The following is a 24,227-nucleotide window of genomic DNA, read 5'->3' on the forward strand; positions in this document are numbered from 1 at the left end:
TGGTGCAGGCCGGCGTAGGAGAGCTCCATCTCGGACTGGACGCCGGCCACCCTGACGGTGCGGCAACCAACGGCACGCTCGAGGAGGTATCTCAACAACTCGGTCTTCCCGATCCCTGCCTCACCACGCAGGACCAGGACCCCACTACGCCCAGCCCTGGCCCCTGCCAACAGCTCGTCGAGAACCTGGCACTCGCCCTGCCTCCCGAGGAGTCCGGCCCCCGAACCGCTCCTCGCCATGGCAGCTCCCCTGTCCGGACACTTCGACCGGTATGGTAATACGTCTCCTGATCACGGCGCCCGCGGATCGACCGAGGCAAGAGGGATCCACCGCAGGGCCGTACGAGGACAGTGCGCACTCACAGCCACGATCTTGACTACGAATGTCGGCATCGCCGACTGGGCCGGCGCCTTCGGGGATGCCACCGTCGCCGCCATGCTCGACCGGCTCCTGCACCGGGCCGCGGTCGTCGGCTGGATGTTGCCTCGCGGATGACGACTTCGACGACGCTGGTTTCCCGGCCGCTGCCGTTGATGCCGACAGGGTCGCCGTAGCAGAAGCCGGTGCAGGTGGGTGTTCTGGCCGGCTCGTGCTCGTGGGCTTCGCTCAAGACGTGTATGCCTCAGCAAAGTTACTCGATCCCTGCTCGTAGGCTTCGGGCGTGAACGACAACGATGTGACGCCCGGCGACGGTGCTTCCGGCCCGCCCCTGTGGGAGCGATTCGGCCCGGCGGAGCTGAAGCAGCTGGCCGAGTCACGCCCGGCGGAGCTGTACGAAGCGGCGGAGCAGTTGTGCCGCCGGGCGTCGGCTGAAGGACCCGAGGGACATGAGGGACACGAGGGACCCGAGGGACCCTCTGAACCCTTCGCGGCGCGGGCCGTCGGACGGATCGCCGAGGCGCTCGCCGACACGCGCTCCCGAGAGTGCGCGAGGTTCGCCGTGGACATCGTGGGGCGGCTGCTGCCGTTCGGGTCCGAGCGGCGGGAGGGAGGTGACCAAGGCGACCGGCTGCGGCGCTCGGTGGCCGCGCAGCTGGTCAAGACCCAGCAACCGCGTGATCTGGAAGCTCTGTTCGGGGAGCTGCCGGACGTGCTTGAGAACCCCGCGGTGGAGGTACGGGCCTGCATCCTCGGGGAGTTCGCCCTGATCGGCGCGGGGCGCGGTCGGCCCGCCCTGGACGCCTACGCGGAGAGACTGCGCGAGTTGGGGCACCCGTTGGCCCGGCTGCCCAGGACACGCCTGGACATCGAGCACCGGTTCGGGGTCCGGGTCCGGGGCCTGGGGTCGGTGAAAACCCCGGACCAGCTACGGTCGCGGTTCCCGGAGATTCCTCCCAACGACGGTGGTGCGGCCGCCGGGCGTACGGCCGTTGAGAGGCCCGATGCCAGGCGCGCGGGGACGGCCGCCGAGCCCTTCACCGTCAGCGGCTGGTCCCGTGAGCCCGAGGCGCGTTTCTTCACGCTGCCGAGCCCGCTCGCTCCGGACGACTTCAACATCTCGTTCATCAAGGAACTGCCCCTGGAGTGCCTGGAGGGCGAGGGCACGCGCCGGGGCGGTTCCGTCACCTGCCACACCACGTCCGACGACGCGCTCAACGAACTGTTCGCAGCCGCACACAACGGCGGCGTGAACGGGCAGGGCCAGGGTGGCGCGTACGCCCGACTGCACGCCTGGAACAGTCTGTACGCGCTGATGGGGCTGCCCGACGGCACCCCATTCCAGGAGGCAGTGCGGTGGGCCGCCGACCACCGGTGGCTGCGCTTCATGGCGTTCACGGACTGGTTCCACCACGACACGGCGGACGTGGCTTTCGCCGTACTCGATCCCGGCCGTACGCGGGTCGCGGTGCTGGCGGCGACCGATACGGATGCCGACGCCGATTTCTAGAGCCGCAGCAGACACCTCAGCCGGTTAACGGTCAACGTTCGCCCTGTGACGTGCCGTTCGGTTGCTGCCGTAGCAGGGCTGGGCGGCCACAATGATCACGTCTGAACGTCCCTCGTGCCCTCCCGTCGCACTTGTCCCGGACCGTTGCGCAGGAGCTCAGGCGGCCAGGAACGGCTTGATAGTGCGAACGAGTTCCTCAGGGTGATCGAACTGCGGTGTGTGCGTGCCCGGGGTCCGCAGCAGCTCAGTCCCGAGGTGGGCGGCGAGCCAGGTGGCGACCTCGTGGAAGAAATCCGGGGAGTCCTGGCTGATCAGGGCTCGGGTGGGTGCGGTGATGCCGGCGAGCGCCGCGTCGTCTGGGCGGTACGGCTCGAACTTCCCCATCTCGACGCCGAAGAGCGTCTCGCCGTTCGCGAGCATCCGCTGGCGTAGCCCCGGCTCCAGCTGCTCCCAGTTGACGTCGCCGGCGGCCCACCGCATGAAGCGTTCGACGGCCGCCTCGGGACCTCCGGCGGCCATGCCTGCTTCGACGACCGCCCCCACGGCGGCCTGGACCTCGCCCGCGTTCTTCACCACGGACAGCAGTGGGGGTTCGTGCAGTACCGCGCTGCGGACGACGGCGGGGTGGCTGACGAGCAAGTCCAGGGCGAAGATGGCCCCGTAGCTGTTGCCGTACACGGCAGCGGGAGCGAGCCCGAGCGCGGTGAGCAGGGCGGCCGCGTCGTCCGCCTGCTCGGCCACCGAGGTCGTTTGCCACCCGGCGGGACGCGGACTGCGCGAGTTGCCCCGTCGGTCGTAGCTGAGCACGGTGAACTCGTCGGCGAGCAAGCCCGCGACCCGGTCGAAGTTGCCGGCATCGCCGCCCGCACCGGCGATGAACAGCACCGACGGGCCGGTGCCGCGCAGGTCGTAGTAGATGTCCGTCCCGTTGACGGCGACCGACGGCATGGCCTCCTCCTTCACTCGGCCTTCACTCGGCGTGGGTCTTCCCGCCTTGCGCTCGGATACTTCCGGTCCGGCCACCCGTGCGCATCGGACGCGGCGCGCGGTGTCGCCTGCGGGTGGGCGTGTCGAGCGGCTGAACGGGGGCCGCCGCGTTGCGGCTCCGAGCGGGCGCAAGACCTACTGCCGCATCAGCAAACCTGTGGTGCGGTGACGTGGCGCCAACTTTTGGATTCCACTCCGCGGCGCGCGTCGTCGCGGCGACCGCCGTCTTGCCGCCAATCTGTGCTGGTGGCAGGGCGAGTGCGGGTTCGTGAGACCGATGATGATGGGGGCAGGCGGCTGCTGCGGATCATCCGCAGGGGCACCGGGTCGGTGGTGACCTGGCGGCGGGCGCGGATGGTGTTGCTGTCCGCGCAGGGCATGCCCGTGGGGAAGATCTCCGAGGTGACGTTCACCAGCGCGGACCGGGTCCGGGATGTGATCCACAACTTCCGTACACGCTGTTGAGAGTGCGTCACCTGAGCTGTCGACACATGCTCACGCGGCGGAGCCCCACGCCTCCATCAGTTGCGTGGGCCCATACGTCCCCGCCAGCCCGTCCACCGTGAACCCGGAGCGGGACACCGCGATGAGCGGAGTGTCCTCGTCGGCACCGGGGACGGCGAGGGCGTCCCGGGCCAGCGTGGTCAGGGCGCGACGGTCGAAGGAGGCGTGTTCGTGCCACTTGATCGAGCCGACGAAGGCGATCTCGCGGGCGGGTGAGCGGTCCGCACCGACCAGGTCCACCTCGGGATTGTTCGTACGGGGCCACCAGCCGCCCACTTCTCTCACCTGTGGCCACGTCTCGTCGGGGAGTAGGCGGGCCAGGGACTCCCGTACGACGGGTTCGATCGCTCGTCCGCGCCACGAGGTCCAGCCGCGTTCGACCGTCTCGGCCACCAGGCGCCCGCGTCCGCGCTCGATGTCGGCGATCCCCTTCTCCAGGAAGGCCAGCCAGAAGCGGAGGTAGGGATCGGCGACGCGATAGCGGCGGTCGCGGTCGCCCGGGCGGGTCGAGAGCGGAGTGTCGACGGCGACGAGTCGCTTGTCCGCGAGGGTGCGCAGGGCCGGGTTGAGTGAGCCCGGCGGGAGGGGGCGGTCGGCGGCGCCGGCTTTCGCGGCGATCGTCCCGAAGGTGCGTTCACCGCTGCCGATCACGGACAGCACGTGCCTGGCCTGGAGGGCCGTGGGGAACTCGGCGGCCAGGATCCGCTCGCCGGAGACGAGGAGCGGAGAGGTGGGGTCGTCGAGGGCGCGGGCGAGGAAGTCGGTGCGGCTCTCGCCCTCCCGCCACTCCTGGCAGACGAGCGGCAGGCCGCCGGTGATCAGGTGGGCGTCGAAGGCCTCCGCGGCCGGGAGTCCGGTCATCGCCATGACCTCGGCGGGGGAGAGGGGCGCCAGGACCATCTCGACCCCTCGCTGGTGGAAGGGGCGGCCATAGGCGGAAAGCTGTTCCATCATCGCCAGGTCGCTGCCGATGAGGATGAGCAGCACGGGTTTCCGGCTCAGCACTCGGTCCCACACCGTCTGCAGAGTGCCCTCCAGGACCGGGTCGCCTTCGATCATCCAGGGCAGCTCGTCCAGGACGACGACGCTGGGGGCGTCGTCGGGGAGTACCGCGGCGAGTTGGCGAAGGGCGGTGTCCCAGTCGGTCACGGTGGTGACGCCTGTGAGGAGGGCGGTATCGGGGAGTGTCGAGTGCCGGACCTCGGCCAGGAAGCGGGCCCGCTCCCGTTGGGGGTCCTCGCCCCGGGTGCCTTGGTGGACTACGTACGGCACCTGGGCGCGCTCGCAGAACAGGTCCACCAGGCGCGACTTCCCGACCCGGCGCCGGCCGCGGAGCAGCAGAGCCCTGCCGCGCTGGTCGCCCCGGCCGTCGCGAACCCATGAGAGGTGGCGGTCCAGGGCGGCCAGCTCTGAACTGCGGCCTACGAAGCCTGGCATCGGCCCACCCCGCCGCGCGGGATTGTCTGGCTCGTGCCGGTCCCTGTCTGGCTTGTGCGGGTGCCCGTCTGACTCGTGCTGGTCATACTCAAGTGAACCATAGTATGGAGAATGCGAGTAGCGGACCGAACGCTACATGTGACGAGCATGCGCGACGCAAGGAGGGCCGGCACCTACTGGTGCCGGCCCTCCTCATACGTTCAACTACGGCAGGTCAGGCCCGCCGCGTCGTCACAGCGGGCGGACGCGCGAGGCCTGCGGGCCCTTGGGGCCCTGGACGACCTCGAACTCAACGTGCTGGTTCTCCTCGAGGCTACGGAAGCCCGAGCTGTCGATCTCCGAGTAGTGCACGAAGACGTCCGGTCCGCCGTCGGCCTGGGCGATGAAGCCGAAGCCCTTCTCGGCGTTGAACCACTTCACGGTTCCCTGAGTCATTGCTGCTCCCTTACAGGGGCTGGGTGAGGGACTCGCACCGTGCGAGACCCCGGCCGGTTAACGACGCGGCTGCTCCAGCACAATCTGGAAGGCAAGCTTCGCGCCCGCAACATCGTTCTCTGCGAGCATGCGACTGACACAAACACACAAGTAAAACTGCGACCGTCTCGTACAACCTGGCCGCTGCCGGAATCATTCCCGCCCGGCCGATCCCATTTCCGATCCCTTTCCGATCCGGATCGTACGTCCGTCCGCTCAGCCCTTCCCGGCGGCCGAGACCGACACGGGCTCATGCGGCCCGCCGCCGGCCTCGTCGGCGTCCGCGGTCTCCGCCAGCAGATGCCGCAGCTTCTCGCCCTCGACGTCCACGTTGGGCATGATCCGGTCCAGCCACGCGGGCAGCGCCCAGGCCCGGCGGCCGAGCAGGGCCATGACCGCCGGCACGAGGGTCATGCGGACGACGAACGCGTCGAACAGGACGGCGGAGGCGAGGCCCAGACCGATCGACTTGATCAGTGCCACGTCGTCGAGCAGGAACCCGGCGAACACCGAGATCATGATGACCGCGGCCGCCGTGACCACTCGGGCCCCGTGCCGGAAGCCGGAGACCACCGCCTCGGTCGGCTCGGCACCGTGTACGTACTCCTCCCGCATCCGGGTCACCAGGAAGACCTCGGAGTCCATGGCGAGCCCGAACACGACACCGATCATGAAGATCGGCAGGACGCTCATGATCGGTGCGGTCTGGGAGACGCCGAAGACGTCCGCGAGCCAGCCCCACTGGAAGACCGCGACGACGACACCGAGCGTGGCGACGACGCTGAGCAGGAAGCCGAGGGCGGCCTTGAGTGGGACCAGGATCGATCGGAAGACCAGCAGCAGGAGGACCAGGGCCAGGCCGACGACCACCGCCAGGTAGGGGATGAGGGCGTCGCCGAGCTTGGCGGAGACGTCGATGTTGACCGCGGTGGTGCCGGTGACCATTAACTCGGCGCCGGTGTCGTCGTGCAGGGCCGCGCCGCGGTCGCGGATGGCGGAGACCAGGTCGACGGTGTCCTGGCTGCTGGGGGAGCTCTTCGGGACGGCGCTGATCAGGGCCACGTCTCCGGACCCGTTGAACACCGCCGGACGCACCGTGGCGACGTCGGGCATCTTGCCGAGCTGCGTGACCGCGTCCTCGGCGGCGGCCTTCGGAGCCTCGCTGTCACGGGCGTCGACGACCACGGTCAGCGGGCCGTTGTAGCCGTCGCCGAAACCCTGGGTGATGGTGTCGTAGGCGATGCGCTCGCTGCTGCCGGGACTGGCCATGCCGTCGTCGGGCAGGGCGATCTCCCAGCAGAGAAAGCATCGGGACGAAAAATGGGCCCTGCGCGACCCATTGCCTCAGGCTAGGAAGCGATCTCCGGCGACCCCAGGCACCGCGGAAGCGAAAACAACCCGGCCGCGTAGTACCGGGGTACTAATCGCCCTCGTCCTGAAGCACATGCGGGGCGGCTGGAAGCACACGTGGGGTTGCTGGGTGACCGGCGTCCGCCCGTGACACCACCCGGCGGCCCTCGGCCGAAAGCCCCTGTCGGCCCGTTGCGGCACGTCCTGGAAGGGGCCGCGGCCGCGCTGTGCCGCTCGGTGTGACGCTGGTCGGGGCTCTCGTGCTCTGGCAGGTGTTCTCCCGGCCGCTGCGGCAACGGCGGTTCGACGTCGGTGACCTGGGCGTCCGTGCACTCGGCGCGGCGGCGCCCGCCCTGCTCGTCTTCCTGGCCGTGGCCGGTTCGGCGCTCAAGATCACCGATGACGAGGCCGAACTGCTGGCCTTTTACGATTTCCCGGCCGAGCACTGGATCCCTCTGCGGACCACCAATCCCATCGAGTCGACCTTCGGCACCGTCCGGCTGCGAATCAAGGTCACCAAGGGCGCCGGCTCCCGCGCGGCAGCCTTGGCCATGGTGTTCAAGCTGGTCGAGTCCGCCCAGACCCGCTGGCGGGCCGTGAACGCGCCGCACCTGGTCGCCCTCGTGCGGGCCGGAGCTTCGAACGCGGTCGGCTCGTCGAACGCCCCGAGGCTCACGCGGCCTGAATCACCGCAACTGATCGACTGCTCTTGATTTACGCCTCGTCAGGTCGATGAGTTTGCCTGCTGTCTGAAGTCTTCCACTGTGACATTCCCGCCCCTGTGGGGCGAGAAGCGGAGCATCCCCATGCCATGGAGGAGAGATGGAGGCCACGATGAGCAATCCGATTCGGCTGTACATGTCGATGTCGCTCGACGGCTATATCGCCGGCCCGGACGATCGGCCAGGGCAGGAGCTCGGACGCGACGGTGGACGGCTCTTCAACTGGCTCGACGACCGGGAGTCCGACGGTCCGAGCGGACAGGTTTATCGCGAGGCGCTGGCGACCGGCGCGGTGATCTCCGGCCGTCGGACCTTCGAACTCGCCGGACGCTGGCAGGGCGACCATCACGACGGTGTGCCGATCTTCGTCCTCACCCACCATGTGGATGACGGGGACGTGCCACCCGGCCACGCGCGATTCGTCACCGACGTCGAGGACTGCGCCCGTCAGGCTCGCGCGGCCGCCGGGGACCGGCCGGTCATGGTCCATGGGGCGGGCGCGGCCCAAGCGCTCCTCCGGGCCGGGCACATCGACGAGATGGAGATCCACCTGGTTCAGGTCCTCCTCGGGGGCGGCCGACGACTCTTCGACCACCTCGGTGGTGATCACATCGAACTCGACCTCGTCCGACGGCTCGAGGACCGAGACGTCACGCACCTCCGCTACCGGGTACGCCGACCCGAGGAAACCGCATGAAGACGCTCTTCGTCGCCTACCGCGTCACCGACCTGGGCCGCTCACTCGATTTCTACACCGCCTTGGGCTACGTCGAGCTGGGCAGGGTCGACGGCGGCGAGGGGAGTCACCTCGTGATCCTCCAGTTCCCCGGCGAACCGGCGGCCTCGCTCGAACTGGTCCACCGTCCCGTCGACGGACGCGTCGACGTGGGCAGCGGTTTCGACCACCTCGCGATCCAAGTGGACGGACTGGCCGCCACCCTGGAGCGGCTGACCGACGCCGGCCTGGAGCCGGGAGCTGTCCAGTACCCGGGCGGCCCTCGCGGCCCGAAGACGTCGTGGCTCACCGACCCGGATGGCTACCGGATCGAGTTGGTGGAGTGGCCGTCTGGACACCCCGACGGCATCACCGCCGCGGACTTCTCCTGAGCGGTCCGGTGAGCGGAGTGAAGAAGCTTCGCTTCGGGGCGGGCGCGGCGCAGCGCGGCATCCCCACCCCATCCACCAGCTCCCGCACCCGCGCCACCGGCGGCGCCGGACTCGGCCTGGCCATCGTGGACTCCCTGGTCACCGCCCACGCCGGACGCGTCGAGATCCACTCCACGACGGGCCACGGCGCCACCTTCCAGGTACTGCTCCCGCACCCCACCGACCCGGGGACGCCGTGCGAGCCACCGGCCGACCCGGCACCTCGGGCACACCGAACAGGGAAACCAATTTACTTGAGTTAGGCAAGTAGATGCTAGGGTGTGCACATGCCCACACCACCGCCAGCCACAGCAGCTCCCGTCTCCGCGGACATGACCGAGATCGAGCGCGCTCTCACGCATTTCGCCTATCTGGCCAGCCGAGTCCGACAGCACGAGCGCCTCATGACTCTGGTCGGACTGCCGCTGGACCGTGCCGCCGTCGCGCTGCTGCGGCAGATCGCCGACTCCGAACCCATGCGCCCCGGCGAGCTGGGGCGGCTGCTGGGAGTCGAGGCGTCGCACATCACCCGGCAGGTACAGCACCTGGAGAAGGGCGGCTTCGTGACCCGCGTCCCGGACCCGGCCGACCGCCGCGCCCAGCGCATCCAGCTCACCCCGGCGGGCGAGGACGCGATCGAGCGGATACGCGTGGCGAGTTGCCGCGGCATGCAGGTGGCGCTGGCGGACTGGTCGCCGGAGGAACTGCGGCAACTCGCCGCGCTGTGCCACCGGATGGTCGACGACTTCGTCGTACATGCCGAGAAGGACTACGCCGAGCTCGACCGTTCCGAGGGGAACTGAGCCGAGGACAACCGCTCCTCGTCGACGGGCCGACGCGGTTCTGTGCGGCTCAGCCGAGGGGGATGTCCTTGTCCCGCAAGGCGTCCAGGGCGGGCGCGTACATACGGGCCTTGATGGTGCCGAGGGTGGGGCCGGCCTTGCTCGCCAGGGGCCGGGCGAGCTCCATCGCGGTCGGGCGCACGGAGTCCTCGTCCACGGCGCGGTCGACGAGGGCGGCGGCGAGGGCGTCGTTGCCTCCGAAGCGGCGGGCCGTGGTCATGGCCTCGTGCGCGGTCTGCGGGGTCAGCCGGGACTGGATCAGCGCGGACATGCCCGGCGTGAAGGGGATGTTGATGTCGGCCTCGGGAAGGCACCAGTAACCGCGGTCGGCGCGCATCACACGGAAGTCGTGGGCCAGCGAGAACATCGCCCCGGCCGCGAACGTGTGCCCCTGCAGCGCGGCCACGGTGACCACGGGCAGGGACAGCATCCGCGCGAGCAACTCGTGTACGGATATGACGTAGTCCTGGTACCGGTCGGCGTGGGCGAACAGCCAGTCCAGGTCGAGGCCGTTGGAGTAGAACTTGCCGGTCGCGGCGGTCACCAGGGCGCGTGGCCCCTCCGCCTTCTCCACCTCGTCAAGCGCGGCGTTGACGGCGGCGATCCAGTCGGGGTGGAAGCGGTTCTCGGAGTCCCCGAGATCGAGAACGAAGACATCGTCCTGGCGGTCGAGTGTCGGCATGGTGACTCCCTGGGGCTGGGCGGAAGTGGACTGGGTGAAAGTGGGCTGGGGGGAGGTGGGTTGGGGGGGGAGGTGGGCTGGTCGGTCGGCTGATCCGGGGTGGGCTTGCGCGGGATTGGGCCGGTCCGGGGTCGAGTTGGGCGATCAGGTCGGTCCAGGCTCGGGGTCGGGGCCGAGGTCTGCAGCCCTGTCGAGGCCGTGACCCGCACCCCCGTCGAGGCCGTGACCCGCACCCCCGTCGAGGTCCTGACCGGCAGCCGGACCAGAACCGCGACCGTGCCCGGGACGAGAACCGCGACCGTGCCCGGGACCAGAATCGCGACCGTGCCCGGCACCGAAGCCGTCAGCACGCCCGGGCCTGTCCCGCAGGGCGCGCACCAGTACGTCATGGACTTCGTCGGCCGTCGCGTCCAGGGGAGCGATGCTCCGCTCGGCCCGGCACATGATCACCGCGCCCTCGACCGCCGCGATGATGAAGGAAGCCAGCCGCTTTCCGCGTTCGTCGGGCAGGCCGTGTCTGACGAACAGGGCGGCGAGGGCCTCCCGCCAGCGGGCGAAGACCGCGGCCGCGGAGCGGGCCAGCTGCGGGGCGTCGTCGTTGGTCTCCACGGCAACCGCCACGATCGGGCAGCCAGACCGGAAGTCACTCTCGACGAGCCGGCCACGCCACAGCGCGAAGAAGGCGTCGACCGCCGCCAAGGGGTCGTCGGCCTCGGTGGCGGTCTCGATCAGCCCGGCGATGAAGTCACCGGCCAGCTCCACCGCCTCGTCGATCAACTGCGCCCGCCCGCCGGGGAAGTGGTGGTAGACCGAGCCGCGCGGAGCGCCGCTGTGCGCGAGTACGCGGTCGATGCTCGTGGCGCCGGCGCCGTACTCACGCAGCAGTGCGACGGCGCTGAGAATCATGCGGTCGCGGCTGTCGCTCTTGCGGGGGCTCACTCGTCCCTCACCAACATGCCGGGTGCCTCTTCCTGGTGTGGACGGGCAGGGCGCGCGGCGCCTTGACCATGAGGCCATGAGGCTACCTGTCGGTAACTTATGTCATCTGGCATAGAACATGCAACGGATTCGCGCGACCGCGACCGCGACCGCGGCCGAGGCCGAGACGATCCGCGCGCAGTGGCCGGTTTCGGTCTCCACCCTGTGGGAGCGCTTCCACGACAGTCATGACCATGCCATGCGACCGGCCCCGTCGCATGGTGTCGCTCCATCGCGCCATCCCCACGAGTCGTGATCGGAAGGGACAGACATGTCCGCCACTGGCAGCAACTCCGCGAGGAGACCGTCGCGTTCGGTGCTCGCGGTGCTCTTCGGAGCCCTGGTGTCGCTACTCGCGACGACGCTCCTGACCGCGCCCGGGGCCTCAGCCGGCACGGAGGCAATCACGCCCGGGGCATCGGCTCGCGCGGAGACACCCGCGCCCGGAGCCCCACCCCGCACGGCGGCGGAAGCCGCGCCCGGAGCCTCACCCGCCGCGGTCGCTCCCGCCGCGGCGCTCACCGAGGTCACCAACTTCGGCAGCAACCCCAGCAACCTGCAGATGTACCTCTACGTACCGGACAGCGTCACCGCGCACCCCGCGGTCGTGGTGGCCGTCCACTACTGCACGGGATCCGGGCCCGCGATGCACTCAGGGACCGAGTACGCGTTGCTGGCCGACCGTTACGGGTTCATCGTCGTCTACCCGTCGGTCACCCGCGCCAGCAAGTGCTTCGACGTCTCCTCGCCCCAGGCGCTGCGCCGCGGCGGCGGCAGCGACCCGGTCGGCATCAAGTCGATGGTCGACTGGGTCACCCGCACCTACTCCGCCGACACCGACAGGATCTTCGCCACCGGCATCTCCTCCGGCGCGATGATGACGAACGTCCTGCTGGGCGACTATCCCGACGTGTTCGCGGCGGGCGCCGCGTTCTCCGGCGTGCCGTTCGGCTGCTTCGCCACCACCGACGGTTCCGAGTGGAACAGCGCATGCTCCGGCGGCACCGTGACCCACACCCCGCAGGAATGGGGCGACCTGGTCCGCGCCGCCTACCCGGGTTACACCGGCCCCAGGCCGCGTATGCAGGTGTGGCACGGCACCGAGGACGACGTCCTGCGCTACCCCAACTTCGGGGAGCAGATCAAGCAGTGGACCAACGTGCTTGGTGTCAGCCAGACTCCGGCCGCCACCGACTCGCCCCAGTCCGGCTGGACCCGCACCCGTTACGGAGCCACCGGTGACCGGGCTCCCGTCGAGGCGATCAGCCTCCAGGGCGTCGGCCACAACCTCTACAGCTACGGCATGGCGGCCCGTGTGCTCACCTTCTTCGGCCTGGACAGCTCGGGTCCCGCGCCCCAACCCCAGCCGGGTGCCTGCAAGGTGACCGTCACCACCAACGCCTGGAGTACGGGCATGACCGGCTCCGTGACGATCACCAACACCGGCACCACCCGCATCGAGGGCTGGAAGCTGGGTTTCACCCTGCCGTCCGGGCAGACCATCACCAACGGCTGGGGCGCCACGTACGCCCCGGCGAGCGGCGCGGTGACCGCCACCAACGCCCCGTACAACGGCACGCTCGCGGCGAACGCGAGCGTCAGCATCGGGTATCAGGCGAATCACACGGGCGACAGTGCGGCTCCGGCTGCCTTCTCCCTCAACGGAACGCCCTGCGGCACTAGTTGATGGATCGTCACGTCCCTTCCTGGTGGCCGGAGGTGCGTCTCCGGCCACCAGGGTGCCCTGAACCGAACCCGCTCCGGAGGAGGCGCCGTGCCCGTGTCTGTGCCTGTGAAGTCATCGAGAAGAATCCCGCTCACCCACCTGATCACCACCATCGTCCTCACCCTGGCCCTCGTCGTCACCTCGTCCGCGGTGGTGGCCTTGGTCAAGGGCCCCGGATCCACGGACGGCGGCACCACCGGCCCCGCCGTCTCGTCCGCCCGGCACTGGGTCAACACCTGGACCGCGATGCCGCAGCTCACCGAGCCCGCCAACATGCCGCCCCCGCCGTTCACCGAAGAGAGTGCCGTCCTGGTCGACACGACCCTGCGGCAGACCGTGCGGGTCTCGACCGGCGGGAAGCGCATGCGGCTGCGTTTCTCCAACGCCTTCGGCGACACCGCGCTGCCGATCACCGCCGTGTCCGTGGCCCTCCCGCTCGACGGGCGGGCCGGCGTCAGCGCGATCGAGCCCGGCACACTGCGGCGGGTCACCTTCGGCGGACGCACGTTCGCGACGGTCCCCGCGGGGGCCCAACTTGTCTCGGATCCGCTGGACTTCGACGTCCGGCCGGGCTCCAACCTGACCGTGACCGCCTACCTCGCCGAGGGCCAGCCGTCCCTCGCGCTCACCTCGCACCCGGGATCACGCACGACCTCGTACCTCCAGAAGGCCGACCACACACAGGACCAGGACCTTCCGCAGGCGACCCCCGTCAACCACTGGTATCTGCTCAGCGACGTCGAGGTCTTCTCCGGTCCCGGCACGGCGGCGGTCGCCGTCCTGGGCGACTCGCTGACCGACGGCCGCGGCTCGACCACCAACGAGAACAACCGCTGGCCCGACCAGTTCCTGGACCGGCTGCGCGCCCGGCCCGCGACTGACGACGTGGCGGTCCTGAACCAGGCCGCCGGCGGCAACCGCGTCCTCAACGACGGCCTCGGCCCCAACGTCCTCGCCCGCCTCGACCGCGACATCCTGTCCCGCAGCGGGGTCTCGTGGCTGGTCGTCTTCGAGGGGGTCAACGACATCGGCACCGCCGAGGCCGCCCCGGCCGCCCAGCGGAGCATCACCGCCGAACTGATCGCCGCGTACGAGCAGATCGTCGTCCGTGCGCACGCGCAGGGCATCCGCGTGTACGGGGCCACGCTGACGCCGTTCGGCGGCAACACCATGTACGACGACCCCGCCGGGCACCGGGAGGCGTCCCGGCAGGCCGTCAACTCCTGGATCCGTACGAGCGGACGGTTCGACGCCGTCATCGACTTCGACCGTGCCGTCCGCGACCCGGCGGACCCGCGACGGCTGCGGCCCGCCCTGCACGACGGGGACTGGCTGCACCTCAACCCCGAGGGCTACCGGTCACTGGCCGCGGCCGTCCCGCTTCGGCTCTTCCGCGGTCCGGCAGGAGGGTGATCAGTTCGGCTCGGCGGTCTGGGCCTGGTCTGGGTCTGCGTCAACAGGCCCAGCCGCCACGGAAGTTGGCCGCAGTCGGCGCCGAGGCCGTGCCCATGGGCCGGACAAGTGACACGCTCCATGAGGAGACGTGTGCGGGCGCTTCCTTCGCGTTCAGTAGTCCTTACGTCGGGCCGAGTATGCGGTGCAGGCCCGGCTCGATGTCCGGGGCGTTGATCGAGCCGTAGCCGAAGACGAAGCCCGGGCGGGCGGAGCGGTTTGCGGCGACCTCCGCCAGGGTGTAGACGGCCACGCCGGATGACCGGGCGCGGCCCGCCAGCTCTGCGAGGACGTCGGGGTCGGCGAGATGGGCTCGGGTGAATGTGGTCACGTGCAGGCCCGCGGCGGACGGCACCAGCTCGGACAGGTCCGCGAAGTGGTCGGTGAGCGCGCGGGTGATGGCTTGGTGCCGGGTCGCGTACGTGTGCTGCATCCGGCGGATGTGCCGGGCGAGCAGCCCGTCGTCGACGAAGCGGGCGAGCGCCGCCTGTGTGGGGACCGCGGTGTGCCAGTCGGCGGTGTACTTGGCGGTGCGCAGCGCGGTGCGCAGCGGGGCGGGCGCCACCAGGAAGCCGACGCGCAGGGAGGGCAGCATCACCTTGGAGAACGACCCCACGTAGATGACGTGTCCGTCCCGGTCCAGACTCTGCAGCGTCTCGACCGGCCGCCCGCCGAACCGGAATTCGCTGTCGTAGTCGTCCTCGATCACCGCCGCGCCGTGCCGTCTCGCCCATCGCAGCAGCGCCGTTCTGCGCCGCAGGGACATCGGCATGCCGAGCGGGAACTGGTGGGCGGGGGTGACGTACACGGCGCGGGTGTCCGGCGGGATGGCGTCTACCATCAGGCCTTCCGCGTCCACCGGTATGGCCGTGACCTCGGCGCCCTGCGCCAGGAACGCCAGCCGGGCCGGTGGGTAGCCGGGCTCTTCGACGGCCACCCGGTCGCCCGGTTCGAGCAGCACCCGCCCGATGAGATCCAGGGCCTGCTGCGTGCCGGTGGTCACCAGCACATCGTCCGGGCCGGTCCGCACACCGCGGGAGAGTCCGATGTGCCGGGCGAGTGCGGCCCGCAGCCCGGCGTGGCCGGCCGGATCGCCGTACCCGACCGCCCCGGCCGCCGAAAGGCGCAGTTCCCGGGCGATCAGGGGACGCCAGGCGTCGTACGGGAAGAGCCGGGCGTCCGGCAGGCCGACCCGGAAGTCGTGGGCCGCCGTGGTCGGCCCCGTGGTCTCCGGACCTGCCCAGGGGGACAAGCCCGCCCACAGGGCGCGCGGGCGCAGTCCCGAGCCGGTGCTGTCGGTGGCAATCACGGCCCCGCGCGTGGGCAGGCCCGTCGTACGCACATAGGTCCCGGAACCGACCCTGCTGTCCGCGTAGCCCTCGGCGACGAGCCGTTCGTAGGCGACACCGACGGTGTTGCGGGCCACCGCCAGGCGGCGGGCCAACTCCCGGGTCGGGGGCAGCGGATCGCCGGGCCGTAGCAGCCGGTTGTGGATCGCGGTGCGCAGTTGGCGGTAGATCTGGCCGGACAGGTCGCGCTGCCCGTCAAGCCTGACGTGCACGTCCATCGCGGCTTTCCGTTTCCGGCTCGGCTGTTGTCGGCTTTCGGCCCGGCAATTGGCTCAATCATTTGGCAGTTTATTGGCTCTGGAGCTGAACCACTGTGTGACTTTACGCTCCGGCCATGGACATTCGACGACTGGACCGCCAGGCGCTGTTGCTGACCGGGGAGGTGGTCTCCCGGGTGAAGACCGACCACTTGAGGTTGGCGACGCCGTGCGCGGACTGGACCCTGTACGGCCTGCTTCGCCATCTGGTCAGCCAGAACGAGGGGTTCGCCGCCTCGGCTCGCGGCGCGGGTGAGCCGTGGTCCGTCTGGCGCGACGGCGACCTCGGCGATGACCCGGCCGGAGCGTATGAGGCGTCGGCCGGAGAGGTCACCGCGGCGTTCGCGGAAGACGAAGTGCTGGAGCGGCGGTTCGCGCTGCCGGAGGTGGGCGAGGGCTTCGCGGTCCCCGGACGGATAGCGGTCGGCTTCCACCTGCTCGACTACGTGGCGCACGCCTGGGACGTCGCGGTGACGATCGGCGCCCCGTGGGAGCCCGCCGCCGAACTCACCACCGCCGCGCTGCGCGTCGCCGCCCTGGTCCCGGACGAGGGCCGCGGGGCCGGTGCCGCGTTCCGCCGACGGATCGCCGTTTCCGACGACGCCCCGCCGGGCGACCGGTTGCTCGCCCTGCTCGGCCGCGACCCCTCCTGGATGCCGGGGCCATGCTGAGGAGCCGCTGGTGCCAGGGCCCGGCCGGGGACTTCCTTGGCGACCGCGCCGCGGCGAATGGCGTCGGCAGCGGCATGCGCGGTCGCCGGGGCGGCCCGCTGATCGTCAGCGTCACCGACTTCACCAGCGACGCATACCGAGACTTGCCCGGCATCGCGTGTCGCGGCTTCGCGCTGCGGCGCCGCTGGCCGCATCTCGACGGAGCGGTCGGCATGTGGCTATGGGTCCTGCCCTCGGCCCGGCGCTGCGGATCGGTCTCGGTGTGGACCGGACGGCGGGCCCTGGCGGAGTTCGTACGCCTGCCGGAGCATGTCGCGATCATGGACGAGTACCGCGAGCGAGGCACGATCAGGTCGGTGATCCGGGAGTACGAGAGCTTCGACGCGGCGCGGATCCGGCGGGACGCGGAGGCATGGCTGACGTCGGACGATCGCAGCCGTGCCGCGCGGGAGGCGCCGCGACAGGGCGGCTGAACAACGGCTGTTCGCCCGTAGTAGTGCTGATCCCGGCCGACCGCCGGCGCGGCGGTCAGGCAGGAGCGGGTGCTGGGCGGCTCAGCGGTGGTGCTTGTCGTCCTCCGACGGCGGTTCCACACGTTCAACCCGGTGGGCGACAGGCTGGAGTTCGCCGCGGACTCAAGCCGCCATCGGACGTCCCCCCGCAGGCAGCCTGCCCTACGATATGGGCACGTCTCGCTCCGGAGGGAAGTCATGGGCTACCAGGAACGGCGGGTCAAGCTGATCGCCGAGCGGGCCGCACCTCACCTGGAGCCCGGCGAGCAGATCCAGACGGGATTCATCGCGCAGACCGGTTCGTGGTTCACCGCGCGGGTGTGGACGTTCGTGGCCACTGATCGCGCAATCCTGATCGTGGGCCGCGACGGCGTACAGCGCCTCCCCCGCGACTTCCGTTTCGGCGAGCCGACCGGGATGTACCACAAGATCGTGCTCGACCGCACATACAAGGTGCACCGGCAGTACTACCAGGAGATCACCGCCGCCGACGAGGCACTGCGTGAACTCCAGGACCCGGGCAACTCGCCGGAGAGCGAGCAGCACTGAGAGGTTGTCTCACGTGGCAAGTTTCGCGAGCTTCTTGTAGCAGGTCAGGGCGGCGGCCATGGCCAGGCCTCGGCTCTGCCAGTCGTTGCGGACCACGTACGGGATCTTGAGACCACGAGCAGCCCATGGCAGGCTCACGCCGCATGATCGATGAATTCGCGAAGGACAACCTGCACGGGAGACTGCGGCGGGACCGCAAGGCGTTGCTCTGGAAACTCGACGGCCTGTCCGAATACGACGCCCGCCGACCTTTGACAGCGACCGGGACCAACCTCCTCGGCCTGGTCAAACACGTGGCCACCGTCGAGGCCAGGTACTTCGGCGAGGTCTTCGACCGCCCTTCCGCGGAACCGCTGCCCCGGTGGCAGGACTCCGACGGCAGCGATCTGTGGGCGACCGAGGACGAGACCCGCGATCAGATCATCGGGTTCTACCGGCGCACGTGGGAACACTCGGACGCGACGATCAACGAGCTTCCCCTCGACGCCCCCGGACACGTGCCGTGGTGGCCGGAGCCTTATCCCAACACGAACCTGTTCGCCGTCATGGTCCATGTCCTCAGCGAGTCCATCCGGCATGCCGGGCACGCCGATATCCTGCGCGAGGGCCTCGACGGCCGGACCGGGGTGCGCGCCGAACACGAGAAGCAGATCGACGAGGAAGCCCGTGCAGCCTACTGCGCGAAGATCGAGCAGGCCGCCAGGTCGGCCGCGCCGATCAAGGCTTAGAGGTTGTCTCACGTGACTTGATGTTCGTGCGGCAATCCGTCGCCGACGTTTCGGACGCTGCTCGGCAAGTCGGACGGAAACCTGGGCTGGGGCTGATGGGGCGTCAATGCCCCGCGCGACGGGAGCGACCAGTTGGCCGGAACCGCCCACCGAAGCACCGGAACCGGTCACCCGGCACCGGAACCAGTCACCCGACACCCTTACGGCAGCAGCGGTCGCAGGAACTGCCCGGTGTACGAGCCCGGTTGGGCCGCGACGTCCTCCGGGGTGCCCTGGGCCACGATCGTGCCGCCGCGCAGGCCGCCCTCGGGGCCCATGTCGACGATCCAGTCGGCGGTCTTGACGACGTCGAGGTTGTGCTCGATCACGACGACGGTGTTGCCCTGGTCGACGAGCCGATGGAGGACGGTCAGCAACTGCCGGACGTCGTCGGTGTGCAGACCGGTGGTGGGCTCGTCGAGGACGTACAACGTGCGCCCCTTCGAACGCCGTTGCAGTTCGGTGGCGAGTTTGACGCGCTGTGCCTCGCCGCCCGACAGCGTGGTGGCGGGCTGGCCGAGTTTCACGTACCCCAGCCCGACGTCGTGGAGGGTCCTGAGGTGGCGCGAGATGATCGCGTGCCCGTCCAGGAAGTCCAGACTTTCCTCGATCGTCATGGCGAGGACGTCGGCTATGGACCTGCCCTTGTAACTCACTTCGAGCGTCTCGCGGTTGTACTGCGCCCCGCCGCAGACCTCGCACGGCACATACACGTCCGGCAGGAAGTTCATCTCGACCTTGATCGTGCCGTCGCCGTAACAGTGCTCGCAGCGGCCGCCCTTGAGGTTGAAGGAGAACCGGCCCGGCTGGTAGCCGCGCACCTTGGCCTCCGGCGTCTGCGCGAACAGCTTGCGCAGATGATCGAAGACGCCCGTGTACGTGGCCGGGTTGGACCGCGGGCTGCGGCCGATGGGGGACTGGTCGACCTGGACGACCTTGTCGATCTCCTCGACGCCCGTGAGGGTGCGATGGCGGCCGGGCACCTTGTGGGCGCGGTAGATCCGTTTGGCCAGGGCGGTGTAGAGGATGTCGTTGACCAGCGTCGACTTGCCTGAGCCCGACACGCCGGTCACCGCGACGAACTGACCGAGCGGGAACGACACCGACACCTCCCGCAGGTTGTGCTCGGTGGCGTCGTGCACGGTGATCGCGCGGCCGACGGTTCGGGGGCGGCGCCGCTCGGGCACCGGGATGCGCCGACGGCCGGACAGATACGCGCCGGTCAGGGAGGTCGGGTGGTCCAGGAGCTCCCGCGTCGTGCCGGAGTGCACCACCTGTCCGCCGTGTTCGCCCGCTCCCGGGCCGATGTCCACCACCCAGTCGGCGACCTTGACGGTGTCCTCGTCGTGCTCGACGACGATCACGGTGTTGCCCCGGTCGCGCAGCCGCCGCAGGGTCTCGATCAGCCGCTGGTTGTCCCGCTGGTGCAGCCCGACGCTCGGCTCGTCCAGTACGTAGAGCACCCCGGCCAGACCGGCACCGATCTGCGTGGCCAGCCGGATCCGCTGCGCCTCCCCGCCCGACAGGCTCGCGGCGGGCCGGTTCAGCGACAGATAGTCCAGGCCCACGTCGAGCAGGAACCGCAGCCGCTCGCCGATCTCCACGAGGACCACCTCGGCGACCCGCTGCTCCCAGCCCGTCAGCTCCAACTCGCCCATGAACCGCGCGAGTTCGTCGATCGGCAGCGCGGTCAGTTCGGCGATACCGCGTCCGTCGACGGTGACGGCCAGCACGGCGGGCTTCAGCCGCGCCCCGTCGCAGCCCGGGCAGGGCACCTCGCGCATATAGCCGGCGAACCGCTCCCGGGAGGCGTCCTCCTGGGCGTACCGCCGCGTGACATGCGGGAGGACACCCTCGTACCGCGTGAGATGGGAGCGCTCGCGGCCGAACCGGTTCCGGTACGTGATGTGGAGCTGCTGAGGCGTCCCGTGCAGCACCACTTTCCGTACGGCGGCGGGCAGTTGGCGCCACGGGGTCGCCATGCTGAAGCCGACCTCGGCGGCCAGCGCTTCGAGCAGCCGGGTGAAGTACTCGGCGCCACTGGTGGAGGTCCACGGTGCGATGGCGCCCTGGGCCAGGGACTTCTCCCCGTCGGGGACGACGAGTTCGGGGTCGACCTCTGTCCGCGAGCCGAGGCCGGTGCACTCGGTGCAGGCGCCCCAGGGGGTGTTGAAGGAGAACAGGCGCGGCTCCAGATCCACAGGCCCTAGGTCGTGGGCGCGCGGACAGGCCATCTTCTCCGAGAACCGCAGCTCGCGCTCGGGATCGGCGGCGTCGAGGTCCACGAAGTCGACGCAGACGACACCGCCCGTGAGCCCGAGCGCCGTCTCCACGGACTCGGTCAGCCGCTGCCGGACACCGTCCTTCACCGCCAGCCGGTCCACGACGACGTCGACCGAGTGCTTCGTGCGCTTGTCCAGCACCGGCGGTTTCGTCAGCGCGTGCACCACGCCGTCGACCGGACCCGGCTGAAGCCGTCGGCCGTCAACTGCCGGAAGACCTCGGCGTGTTCGCCCTTCCGGTCACGGACGACCGGCGCCAGCACCTGGATCCGTACGCCCTCGCCCTTCGCCAGCAGCCGGTCCACGATCCGCTGCGGAGTCTGACGGCTGACCGGCTCACCGCACTCCGGGCAGTGAGGACGGCCCACCCGCGCGTACAGCAGACGCAGATGGTCGTAGACCTCCGTGATGGTGCCGACCGTGGAGCGTGGATTGCGGCCGGTGGTCTTCTGGTCGATGGCGATGGCCGGTGACAGGCCTTCGATGACGTCGACATCGGGCTTGTCGAGCTGCCCGAGAAACTGCCGCGCGTACGACGAGAGCGACTCGACATAACGCCGCTGGCCCTCGGCGAAAATCGTGTCGAATGCCAGGCTCGACTTTCCCGAACCGGATACGCCGGTGAAAACGATGAGGGAATCCCTGGGCAGCTCCACAGAGATGTCACGGAGATTGTGCTGACGGGCGCCTTTGACGACGAGTCGGTCTTTCACATGTCCGGACCCTAACGCGCCACGAGGCGTGGTGTTGCCGAATCGTTATCAACTATTTCCGTCCGGCGGGGTGGCCTGACGGCGCCGGCGGGGGCGGCCCCAGGTTGATTGACGGTTCAAGTCGAATGGCCTACGTTCTGGCTTGAAGGTTCAAGTTAAGCGCTGTGTGAAGTCCTGTACCGGCGCCCCTGTCCCGGCGCCGGTTCTTGCCCGACCCGGCCATTAATTCGCCCGCATTCCCTCGGAGTTGAGACATGACCGATCGCGCCGACCAGATCATCGACGCCCTGCGCAGCGGACACGACTACCTCACCACCGTCGTGCACGGCCTCGCCACCGCCGACCTCACCCGGCCCTCCGGGGCATCGGAGTGGGACGTGTCGCAGGTGCTCAGCCACCTCGGCAGCGGCGCGGAGATAGGCCTGGCCACCCTGGAGGGAGCGCTGAGCGGCAGCGGGCCGACGGACATGGACTTCAACAAATCGGTCTGGGAGCGCTGGGACGGGAGGTCCCCGGTCGAACGGGCCGAAGCGTTCGTCACCTCCAACGAGGCCTTGGTACGCGCCTACGGGGACCTCGACGCGCAGACGCGCAAGGAGCTGCGGATCGACCTCGGCTTCCTGCCCGCACCCGTGGACGTCGCCACCGCGGCCTGCATGCGGCTCAGCGAGTTCGCACACCACTCCTGGGACGTGCAGGTCGCCTTCGACCGCACGGTGACCCTGGCGCCGGCCGCGACCGAGCCGCTCCTCGACCAGGTCGGCATGCTCATCGGCTTCCTCGGCAAGGCCGACGCCCTGGGCGGCCGCCACGCCCGCGTCGCCGTCCGGACCACCTCGCCCGCGCGCTCCTTCGGGCTGGACCTGGGCGACACGGTCGCGCTCACCGACGAGCCTGCCGAGCCCGACGCCGTGCTGAGCGCGCCGGCGGAGTGGTGGCTGCGACTCGTCACCGGCCGCCACGCGGCCGAGCACACACCGAGCGGCGTGACCCTCACCGGCGACGGCCTGACCCTGGCCGACCTGCGCAAGGTGTTCCCCGGCTTCTGAGCCGCCAGGTATTCATGGCCAGGTGTTCAAGAAGGGCTGTGGCGTGGGGTCGGCCCCCGCGCCACAGCCCTTTCTCGCTCTGCCGCTCCGCTACTCGGTCTTCTCGGCGTGCTCCTCGGCGTCCGGGGGCACCGGCAGCAGGTCGTGCAGTTGGGTGTACCGCTGGGCGCAGGCCGTCCGTGAGATGGCCTCGGAGACGGCGTCGGCGAGCGGGCGTGAGGACTCGCTCAGCAGGCGCCGGGCCTTGTCCGTGAGTGTCACCTCGATGCCGCGCCGGTCGCCGCACGCCGAGTTCTTGGTGATCAGCCCCGCGTGCTGCAGGCAGGCGACCTGATAGGTCAGCCGCGTCTTCGGGCGGCCCAGCAGTTCCGCGATCCGTGTCATCCGCAGGCTGGAGCCGGGCTGGTCGGCCAGCAGGCACAGCACCAGGAACTCGTCGTGCGAGACCCCCATGGCGTCCTTGACGCGCGAGCGCAGCTGCTGCTCGATCGCTCCGGCCGCGGCCAGCAGCCGCATCCAGGCCCTCAGTTCGACCGGCAGCAGCCCGTCGTCGCCCGTCGGTACGCGTTCGGGCTGATCAGCGGGGGCGAAAGAGTCGGCCATGGTGTCACAGTCTACCGGTTGTCCATTTTTGGATAAGCGGCTAGCTTGGTGTCATCCAAATTTGGACGACTGGCTGGACGGTCAAGCCGACGGCCGCCGGTCGTCCGTTTCGTCCCCCGTTCGTCACCTGTACCTGTCAGGAGAAGTCCCATGACCGTCGCCGTAGAAACCGGCCTGTGGCAGCTCGACACCGTCCGTTCCACCGTCGCCATCAAGCACAAGACGATGTGGAACATGGTCACCGTGAAGGGCACCTTCGGCGGTGTCACCGGCGAGGGCGAGGTCCAGCCCGACGGCACCGCCCGCGGCACCATCACCCTGGACGCCGCCTCCCTGGACACCAAGAACGCCAAGCGCGACACGCACCTGCGCAGTGCCGACTTCTTCGACGCCGAGCGGCACCCCTCCCTGATCTTCGCCGTCCGCAACGCCGTGATCCGCCAGGACGACACCGTCGAGATCACCGGCCAGCTGACCGTCCGCGGCATCAGCCGCCCGCAGTCCGCCACCGCCCGCGTCACCGAGTCGAGCGCCGATGCGATCACGCTCACCGCGGACTTCACCGTGGACCGGGAGCAGTTCGGCATGGGCTGGAACCAGATGGGCATGATCCGCGGCCTGACCACGGTCACGTCGACGCTCCGCTTCACGCGTACGTCGGCGTAGTTGTAGGCGAAGGCGTAGGCGAAGCGCAGGCGTAGACGTATTCCGCGGCCTGCGGGGTTTTCGGGCGGCCGATCACTTGAACCGTCACGTTAAAGTGGCGGTCATGAAGACCCCGCAGGAGCCTCGCCGGCTGACCGACGGCGAGAGGGAGGCCTGGCACGCGCTGGCCGGTGTGCTGGTCAGGCTGCCGGGCGTGCTCGACGCGCAGTTGCAGCGCGATGCCGGGGTCAGCCATGTCGAGTACCAGGTGATGGCGATGCTGTCCGAGGCGCCGGAGCGCACGATGCGGATGAGCGTGGTCGCCGGCTACACGGGCACGTCGCTTTCACGCCTTTCGCACCTGGTCAAGCGGCTGGAGAAGAGCGACTGGGTGCGCCGTACGCCCGATCCGGCCGACGGCCGCTACACCCTCGCCATCCTGACGGACGCCGGCTGGGACAAGGTCGTCGCCACCGCTCCCGGGCACGCGGACGCCGTGAGCCGTTACGTCTTCGAACCGCTGACCATGGCCCAACAGCGGCAACTGCGCGACATCGGCCGCCGCATCTGGCGGACCGTCGCACCGGACGACCACTGCCTGCCGCCCGGCTGACTCTCCAAGGGGCTTGAGAATTTAGGGGC

24 protein-coding genes and 4 pseudogenes are annotated in these 24,227 nt (G+C 69.8%); 17 read left to right on the forward strand and 11 right to left on the reverse strand.

The genetic code is table 11. From position 1 onward, the window contains the following. Window positions 1-239 (reverse strand): ATP-binding protein (locus GAS53_RS40105; RefSeq protein ID WP_151482687.1); only part of this gene is annotated, 239 nt, incomplete at its 3' end. A gap of 133 nt (window positions 240-372) precedes the next feature. Here GAS53_RS40105 and GAS53_RS57015 point away from each other — a divergent pair. Together GAS53_RS57015 and GAS53_RS40115 are read left to right on the forward strand one after the other, a co-directional pair. Next, complete coding sequence (locus GAS53_RS57015) at window positions 373-495, forward strand: ATP-binding protein (protein WP_318723341.1); 123 nt, start codon at window positions 373-375, stop codon at window positions 493-495. Between the two features lie 166 nt (window positions 496-661). Continuing rightward, entirely contained in the window at window positions 662-1,888 is a 1,227-nt protein-coding gene (locus tag GAS53_RS40115; RefSeq protein ID WP_225859392.1) for a DUF6183 family protein, read from the forward strand. Between the two features lie 156 nt (window positions 1,889-2,044). Here GAS53_RS40115 and GAS53_RS40120 read toward each other — a convergent pair whose 3' ends face one another. Continuing rightward, window positions 2,045-2,836 carry an alpha/beta fold hydrolase gene (locus GAS53_RS40120; RefSeq protein ID WP_151482689.1) on the reverse strand — a complete coding sequence of 264 codons (792 nt, stop codon included), beginning with the start codon at window positions 2,834-2,836 and terminating at the stop codon, window positions 2,045-2,047. A 285-nt stretch (window positions 2,837-3,121) separates the two neighbouring features. Here GAS53_RS40120 and GAS53_RS40125 point away from each other — a divergent pair. Continuing rightward, a pseudogene (locus GAS53_RS40125) lies at window positions 3,122-3,325 on the forward strand (helix-turn-helix domain-containing protein); the annotation flags it as partial. Between the two features lie 45 nt (window positions 3,326-3,370). Here GAS53_RS40125 and GAS53_RS40130 read toward each other — a convergent pair. The 3 genes and pseudogenes from GAS53_RS40130 to GAS53_RS40140 all read right to left on the reverse strand — a co-directional run. Next, on the reverse strand, window positions 3,371-4,816 hold the full coding sequence (locus tag GAS53_RS40130; protein ID WP_151482690.1) for an ATP-binding protein: 1,446 nt from the start codon (window positions 4,814-4,816) through the stop codon (window positions 3,371-3,373). Between the two features lie 231 nt (window positions 4,817-5,047). Further along, a complete protein-coding gene (locus tag GAS53_RS40135; protein ID WP_151482691.1) occupies window positions 5,048-5,251 on the reverse strand; it encodes a cold-shock protein in 204 nt (67 codons plus the stop codon). Between the two features lie 255 nt (window positions 5,252-5,506). Continuing rightward, window positions 5,507-6,583, reverse strand: a pseudogene (locus GAS53_RS40140) (MMPL family transporter); the annotation flags it as partial. Window positions 6,584-7,029: 446 nt separating this feature from the next. Here GAS53_RS40140 and GAS53_RS40145 point away from each other — a divergent pair. From GAS53_RS40145 to GAS53_RS40165, 5 genes and pseudogenes are all read left to right on the forward strand, one after another. Further along, window positions 7,030-7,353, forward strand: a pseudogene (locus GAS53_RS40145) (transposase); the annotation flags it as partial. Between the two features lie 121 nt (window positions 7,354-7,474). Continuing rightward, window positions 7,475-8,059 (forward strand): dihydrofolate reductase family protein, encoded by a 585-nt coding sequence (locus GAS53_RS40150; protein WP_151482692.1) that lies wholly within the window; start codon window positions 7,475-7,477, stop codon window positions 8,057-8,059. After that, on the forward strand, window positions 8,056-8,469 hold the full coding sequence (locus GAS53_RS40155; protein WP_151482693.1) for a VOC family protein: 414 nt from the start codon (window positions 8,056-8,058) through the stop codon (window positions 8,467-8,469). Before GAS53_RS40150 ends, GAS53_RS40155 begins: the two co-directional genes overlap by 4 nt. A gap of 17 nt (window positions 8,470-8,486) precedes the next feature. Then, window positions 8,487-8,771, forward strand: coding sequence for an ATP-binding protein (locus GAS53_RS57020; RefSeq protein ID WP_404829398.1), 285 nt, complete (start codon window positions 8,487-8,489; stop codon window positions 8,769-8,771). A gap of 24 nt (window positions 8,772-8,795) precedes the next feature. Then, the gene (locus GAS53_RS40165; RefSeq protein WP_151482694.1) at window positions 8,796-9,311 is read left to right on the forward strand and encodes a MarR family winged helix-turn-helix transcriptional regulator; all 516 of its coding nucleotides are present in this window, start codon (window positions 8,796-8,798) and stop codon (window positions 9,309-9,311) included. A 49-nt stretch (window positions 9,312-9,360) separates the two neighbouring features. Here the strand turns inward: GAS53_RS40165 and GAS53_RS40170 are convergent, their stop codons facing one another. Then, entirely contained in the window at window positions 9,361-10,032 is a 672-nt protein-coding gene (locus GAS53_RS40170; RefSeq protein WP_151482695.1) for an enoyl-CoA hydratase-related protein, read from the reverse strand. A gap of 144 nt (window positions 10,033-10,176) precedes the next feature. After that, the gene (locus GAS53_RS40175; protein WP_225859394.1) at window positions 10,177-10,971 is read right to left on the reverse strand and encodes a TetR/AcrR family transcriptional regulator; all 795 of its coding nucleotides are present in this window, start codon (window positions 10,969-10,971) and stop codon (window positions 10,177-10,179) included. A 310-nt stretch (window positions 10,972-11,281) separates the two neighbouring features. On the opposite strand from GAS53_RS40175, the gene GAS53_RS40180 reads away from it, so the two are divergent. Together GAS53_RS40180 and GAS53_RS40185 are read left to right on the forward strand one after the other, a co-directional pair. Further along, window positions 11,282-12,697: an extracellular catalytic domain type 1 short-chain-length polyhydroxyalkanoate depolymerase gene (locus GAS53_RS40180; protein WP_151482696.1), complete on the forward strand. Its 1,416-nt coding sequence runs from the start codon at window positions 11,282-11,284 to the stop codon at window positions 12,695-12,697. A 138-nt stretch (window positions 12,698-12,835) separates the two neighbouring features. Continuing rightward, on the forward strand, window positions 12,836-14,149 hold the full coding sequence (locus tag GAS53_RS40185) for an SGNH/GDSL hydrolase family protein (RefSeq protein WP_192583491.1): 1,314 nt from the start codon (window positions 12,836-12,838) through the stop codon (window positions 14,147-14,149). A 163-nt stretch (window positions 14,150-14,312) separates the two neighbouring features. Here the strand turns inward: GAS53_RS40185 and pdxR are convergent, their stop codons facing one another. Then, window positions 14,313-15,755: a MocR-like pyridoxine biosynthesis transcription factor PdxR gene (gene pdxR, locus GAS53_RS40190; protein WP_151482697.1), complete on the reverse strand. Its 1,443-nt coding sequence runs from the start codon at window positions 15,753-15,755 to the stop codon at window positions 14,313-14,315. 116 nt (window positions 15,756-15,871) lie between these two features. Between pdxR and GAS53_RS40195 the strand changes: the two genes are divergently transcribed. From GAS53_RS40195 to GAS53_RS40205, 3 genes are all read left to right on the forward strand, one after another. Continuing rightward, complete coding sequence (locus tag GAS53_RS40195) at window positions 15,872-16,465, forward strand: TIGR03086 family metal-binding protein (protein WP_151482698.1); 594 nt, start codon at window positions 15,872-15,874, stop codon at window positions 16,463-16,465. Further along, complete coding sequence (locus tag GAS53_RS40200; protein ID WP_151482699.1) at window positions 16,459-16,938, forward strand: hypothetical protein; 480 nt, start codon at window positions 16,459-16,461, stop codon at window positions 16,936-16,938. Before GAS53_RS40195 ends, GAS53_RS40200 begins: the two co-directional genes overlap by 7 nt. A 237-nt stretch (window positions 16,939-17,175) precedes the next feature. Beyond that, entirely contained in the window at window positions 17,176-17,526 is a 351-nt protein-coding gene (locus GAS53_RS40205; RefSeq protein WP_151482700.1) for a hypothetical protein, read from the forward strand. A 9-nt stretch (window positions 17,527-17,535) separates the two neighbouring features. On the opposite strand, the gene GAS53_RS57810 is transcribed toward GAS53_RS40205, so the two are convergent. Beyond that, window positions 17,536-17,664, reverse strand: coding sequence for a hypothetical protein (locus GAS53_RS57810; protein ID WP_257548903.1), 129 nt, complete (start codon window positions 17,662-17,664; stop codon window positions 17,536-17,538). Window positions 17,665-17,669: 5 nt separating this feature from the next. Between GAS53_RS57810 and GAS53_RS40210 the strand changes: the two genes are divergently transcribed. Beyond that, the gene (locus GAS53_RS40210) at window positions 17,670-18,254 is read left to right on the forward strand and encodes a DinB family protein (RefSeq protein ID WP_151482701.1); all 585 of its coding nucleotides are present in this window, start codon (window positions 17,670-17,672) and stop codon (window positions 18,252-18,254) included. Between the two features lie 200 nt (window positions 18,255-18,454). Here the strand turns inward: GAS53_RS40210 and uvrA are convergent. Continuing rightward, window positions 18,455-21,288 (reverse strand): annotated as a pseudogene (uvrA, locus tag GAS53_RS40215) (excinuclease ABC subunit UvrA). Window positions 21,289-21,542: 254 nt separating this feature from the next. Here uvrA and GAS53_RS40220 point away from each other — a divergent pair. After that, window positions 21,543-22,337 (forward strand): maleylpyruvate isomerase family mycothiol-dependent enzyme, encoded by a 795-nt coding sequence (locus GAS53_RS40220; RefSeq protein WP_151482702.1) that lies wholly within the window; start codon window positions 21,543-21,545, stop codon window positions 22,335-22,337. A gap of 90 nt (window positions 22,338-22,427) precedes the next feature. Here the strand turns inward: GAS53_RS40220 and GAS53_RS40225 are convergent, their stop codons facing one another. After that, window positions 22,428-22,940: a MarR family winged helix-turn-helix transcriptional regulator gene (locus tag GAS53_RS40225; RefSeq protein ID WP_151482703.1), complete on the reverse strand. Its 513-nt coding sequence runs from the start codon at window positions 22,938-22,940 to the stop codon at window positions 22,428-22,430. Between the two features lie 150 nt (window positions 22,941-23,090). Between GAS53_RS40225 and GAS53_RS40230 the strand changes: the two genes are divergently transcribed. Further along, complete coding sequence (locus GAS53_RS40230; protein ID WP_151482704.1) at window positions 23,091-23,606, forward strand: YceI family protein; 516 nt, start codon at window positions 23,091-23,093, stop codon at window positions 23,604-23,606. A 103-nt stretch (window positions 23,607-23,709) separates the two neighbouring features. Beyond that, window positions 23,710-24,198, forward strand: coding sequence for a MarR family winged helix-turn-helix transcriptional regulator (locus tag GAS53_RS40235; protein ID WP_192583485.1), 489 nt, complete (start codon window positions 23,710-23,712; stop codon window positions 24,196-24,198). Window positions 24,199-24,227: the final 29 nt, after the last annotated feature.

Origin of the sequence: Streptomyces albicerus (assembly GCF_008905045.1) — a bacterium.
Taxonomy (GTDB): Bacteria; Actinomycetota; Actinomycetes; order Streptomycetales; family Streptomycetaceae; genus Streptomyces; species Streptomyces albicerus.

Coding starts and splice junctions, on each gene's coding strand:
- GAS53_RS40120 (WP_151482689.1), bottom strand. CDS start 2,836: ATGCCGTCGGTCGCCGTCAACGGGACGGACATCTACTACGACCTGCGC.
- GAS53_RS40130 (WP_151482690.1), bottom strand. CDS start 4,816: ATGCCAGGCTTCGTAGGCCGCAGTTCAGAGCTGGCCGCCCTGGACCGC.
- GAS53_RS40135 (WP_151482691.1), bottom strand. CDS start 5,251: ATGACTCAGGGAACCGTGAAGTGGTTCAACGCCGAGAAGGGCTTCGGC.
- GAS53_RS40150 (WP_151482692.1), top strand. CDS start 7,475: ATGAGCAATCCGATTCGGCTGTACATGTCGATGTCGCTCGACGGCTAT.
- GAS53_RS40155 (WP_151482693.1), top strand. CDS start 8,056: ATGAAGACGCTCTTCGTCGCCTACCGCGTCACCGACCTGGGCCGCTCA.
- GAS53_RS40165 (WP_151482694.1), top strand. CDS start 8,796: ATGCCCACACCACCGCCAGCCACAGCAGCTCCCGTCTCCGCGGACATG.
- GAS53_RS40170 (WP_151482695.1), bottom strand. CDS start 10,032: ATGCCGACACTCGACCGCCAGGACGATGTCTTCGTTCTCGATCTCGGG.
- GAS53_RS40180 (WP_151482696.1), top strand. CDS start 11,282: ATGTCCGCCACTGGCAGCAACTCCGCGAGGAGACCGTCGCGTTCGGTG.
- pdxR (WP_151482697.1), bottom strand. CDS start 15,755: ATGGACGTGCACGTCAGGCTTGACGGGCAGCGCGACCTGTCCGGCCAG.
- GAS53_RS40195 (WP_151482698.1), top strand. CDS start 15,872: ATGGACATTCGACGACTGGACCGCCAGGCGCTGTTGCTGACCGGGGAG.
- GAS53_RS40200 (WP_151482699.1), top strand. CDS start 16,459: ATGCTGAGGAGCCGCTGGTGCCAGGGCCCGGCCGGGGACTTCCTTGGC.
- GAS53_RS40205 (WP_151482700.1), top strand. CDS start 17,176: ATGGGCTACCAGGAACGGCGGGTCAAGCTGATCGCCGAGCGGGCCGCA.
- GAS53_RS40210 (WP_151482701.1), top strand. CDS start 17,670: ATGATCGATGAATTCGCGAAGGACAACCTGCACGGGAGACTGCGGCGG.
- GAS53_RS40220 (WP_151482702.1), top strand. CDS start 21,543: ATGACCGATCGCGCCGACCAGATCATCGACGCCCTGCGCAGCGGACAC.
- GAS53_RS40225 (WP_151482703.1), bottom strand. CDS start 22,940: ATGGCCGACTCTTTCGCCCCCGCTGATCAGCCCGAACGCGTACCGACG.
- GAS53_RS40230 (WP_151482704.1), top strand. CDS start 23,091: ATGACCGTCGCCGTAGAAACCGGCCTGTGGCAGCTCGACACCGTCCGT.
- GAS53_RS40235 (WP_192583485.1), top strand. CDS start 23,710: ATGAAGACCCCGCAGGAGCCTCGCCGGCTGACCGACGGCGAGAGGGAG.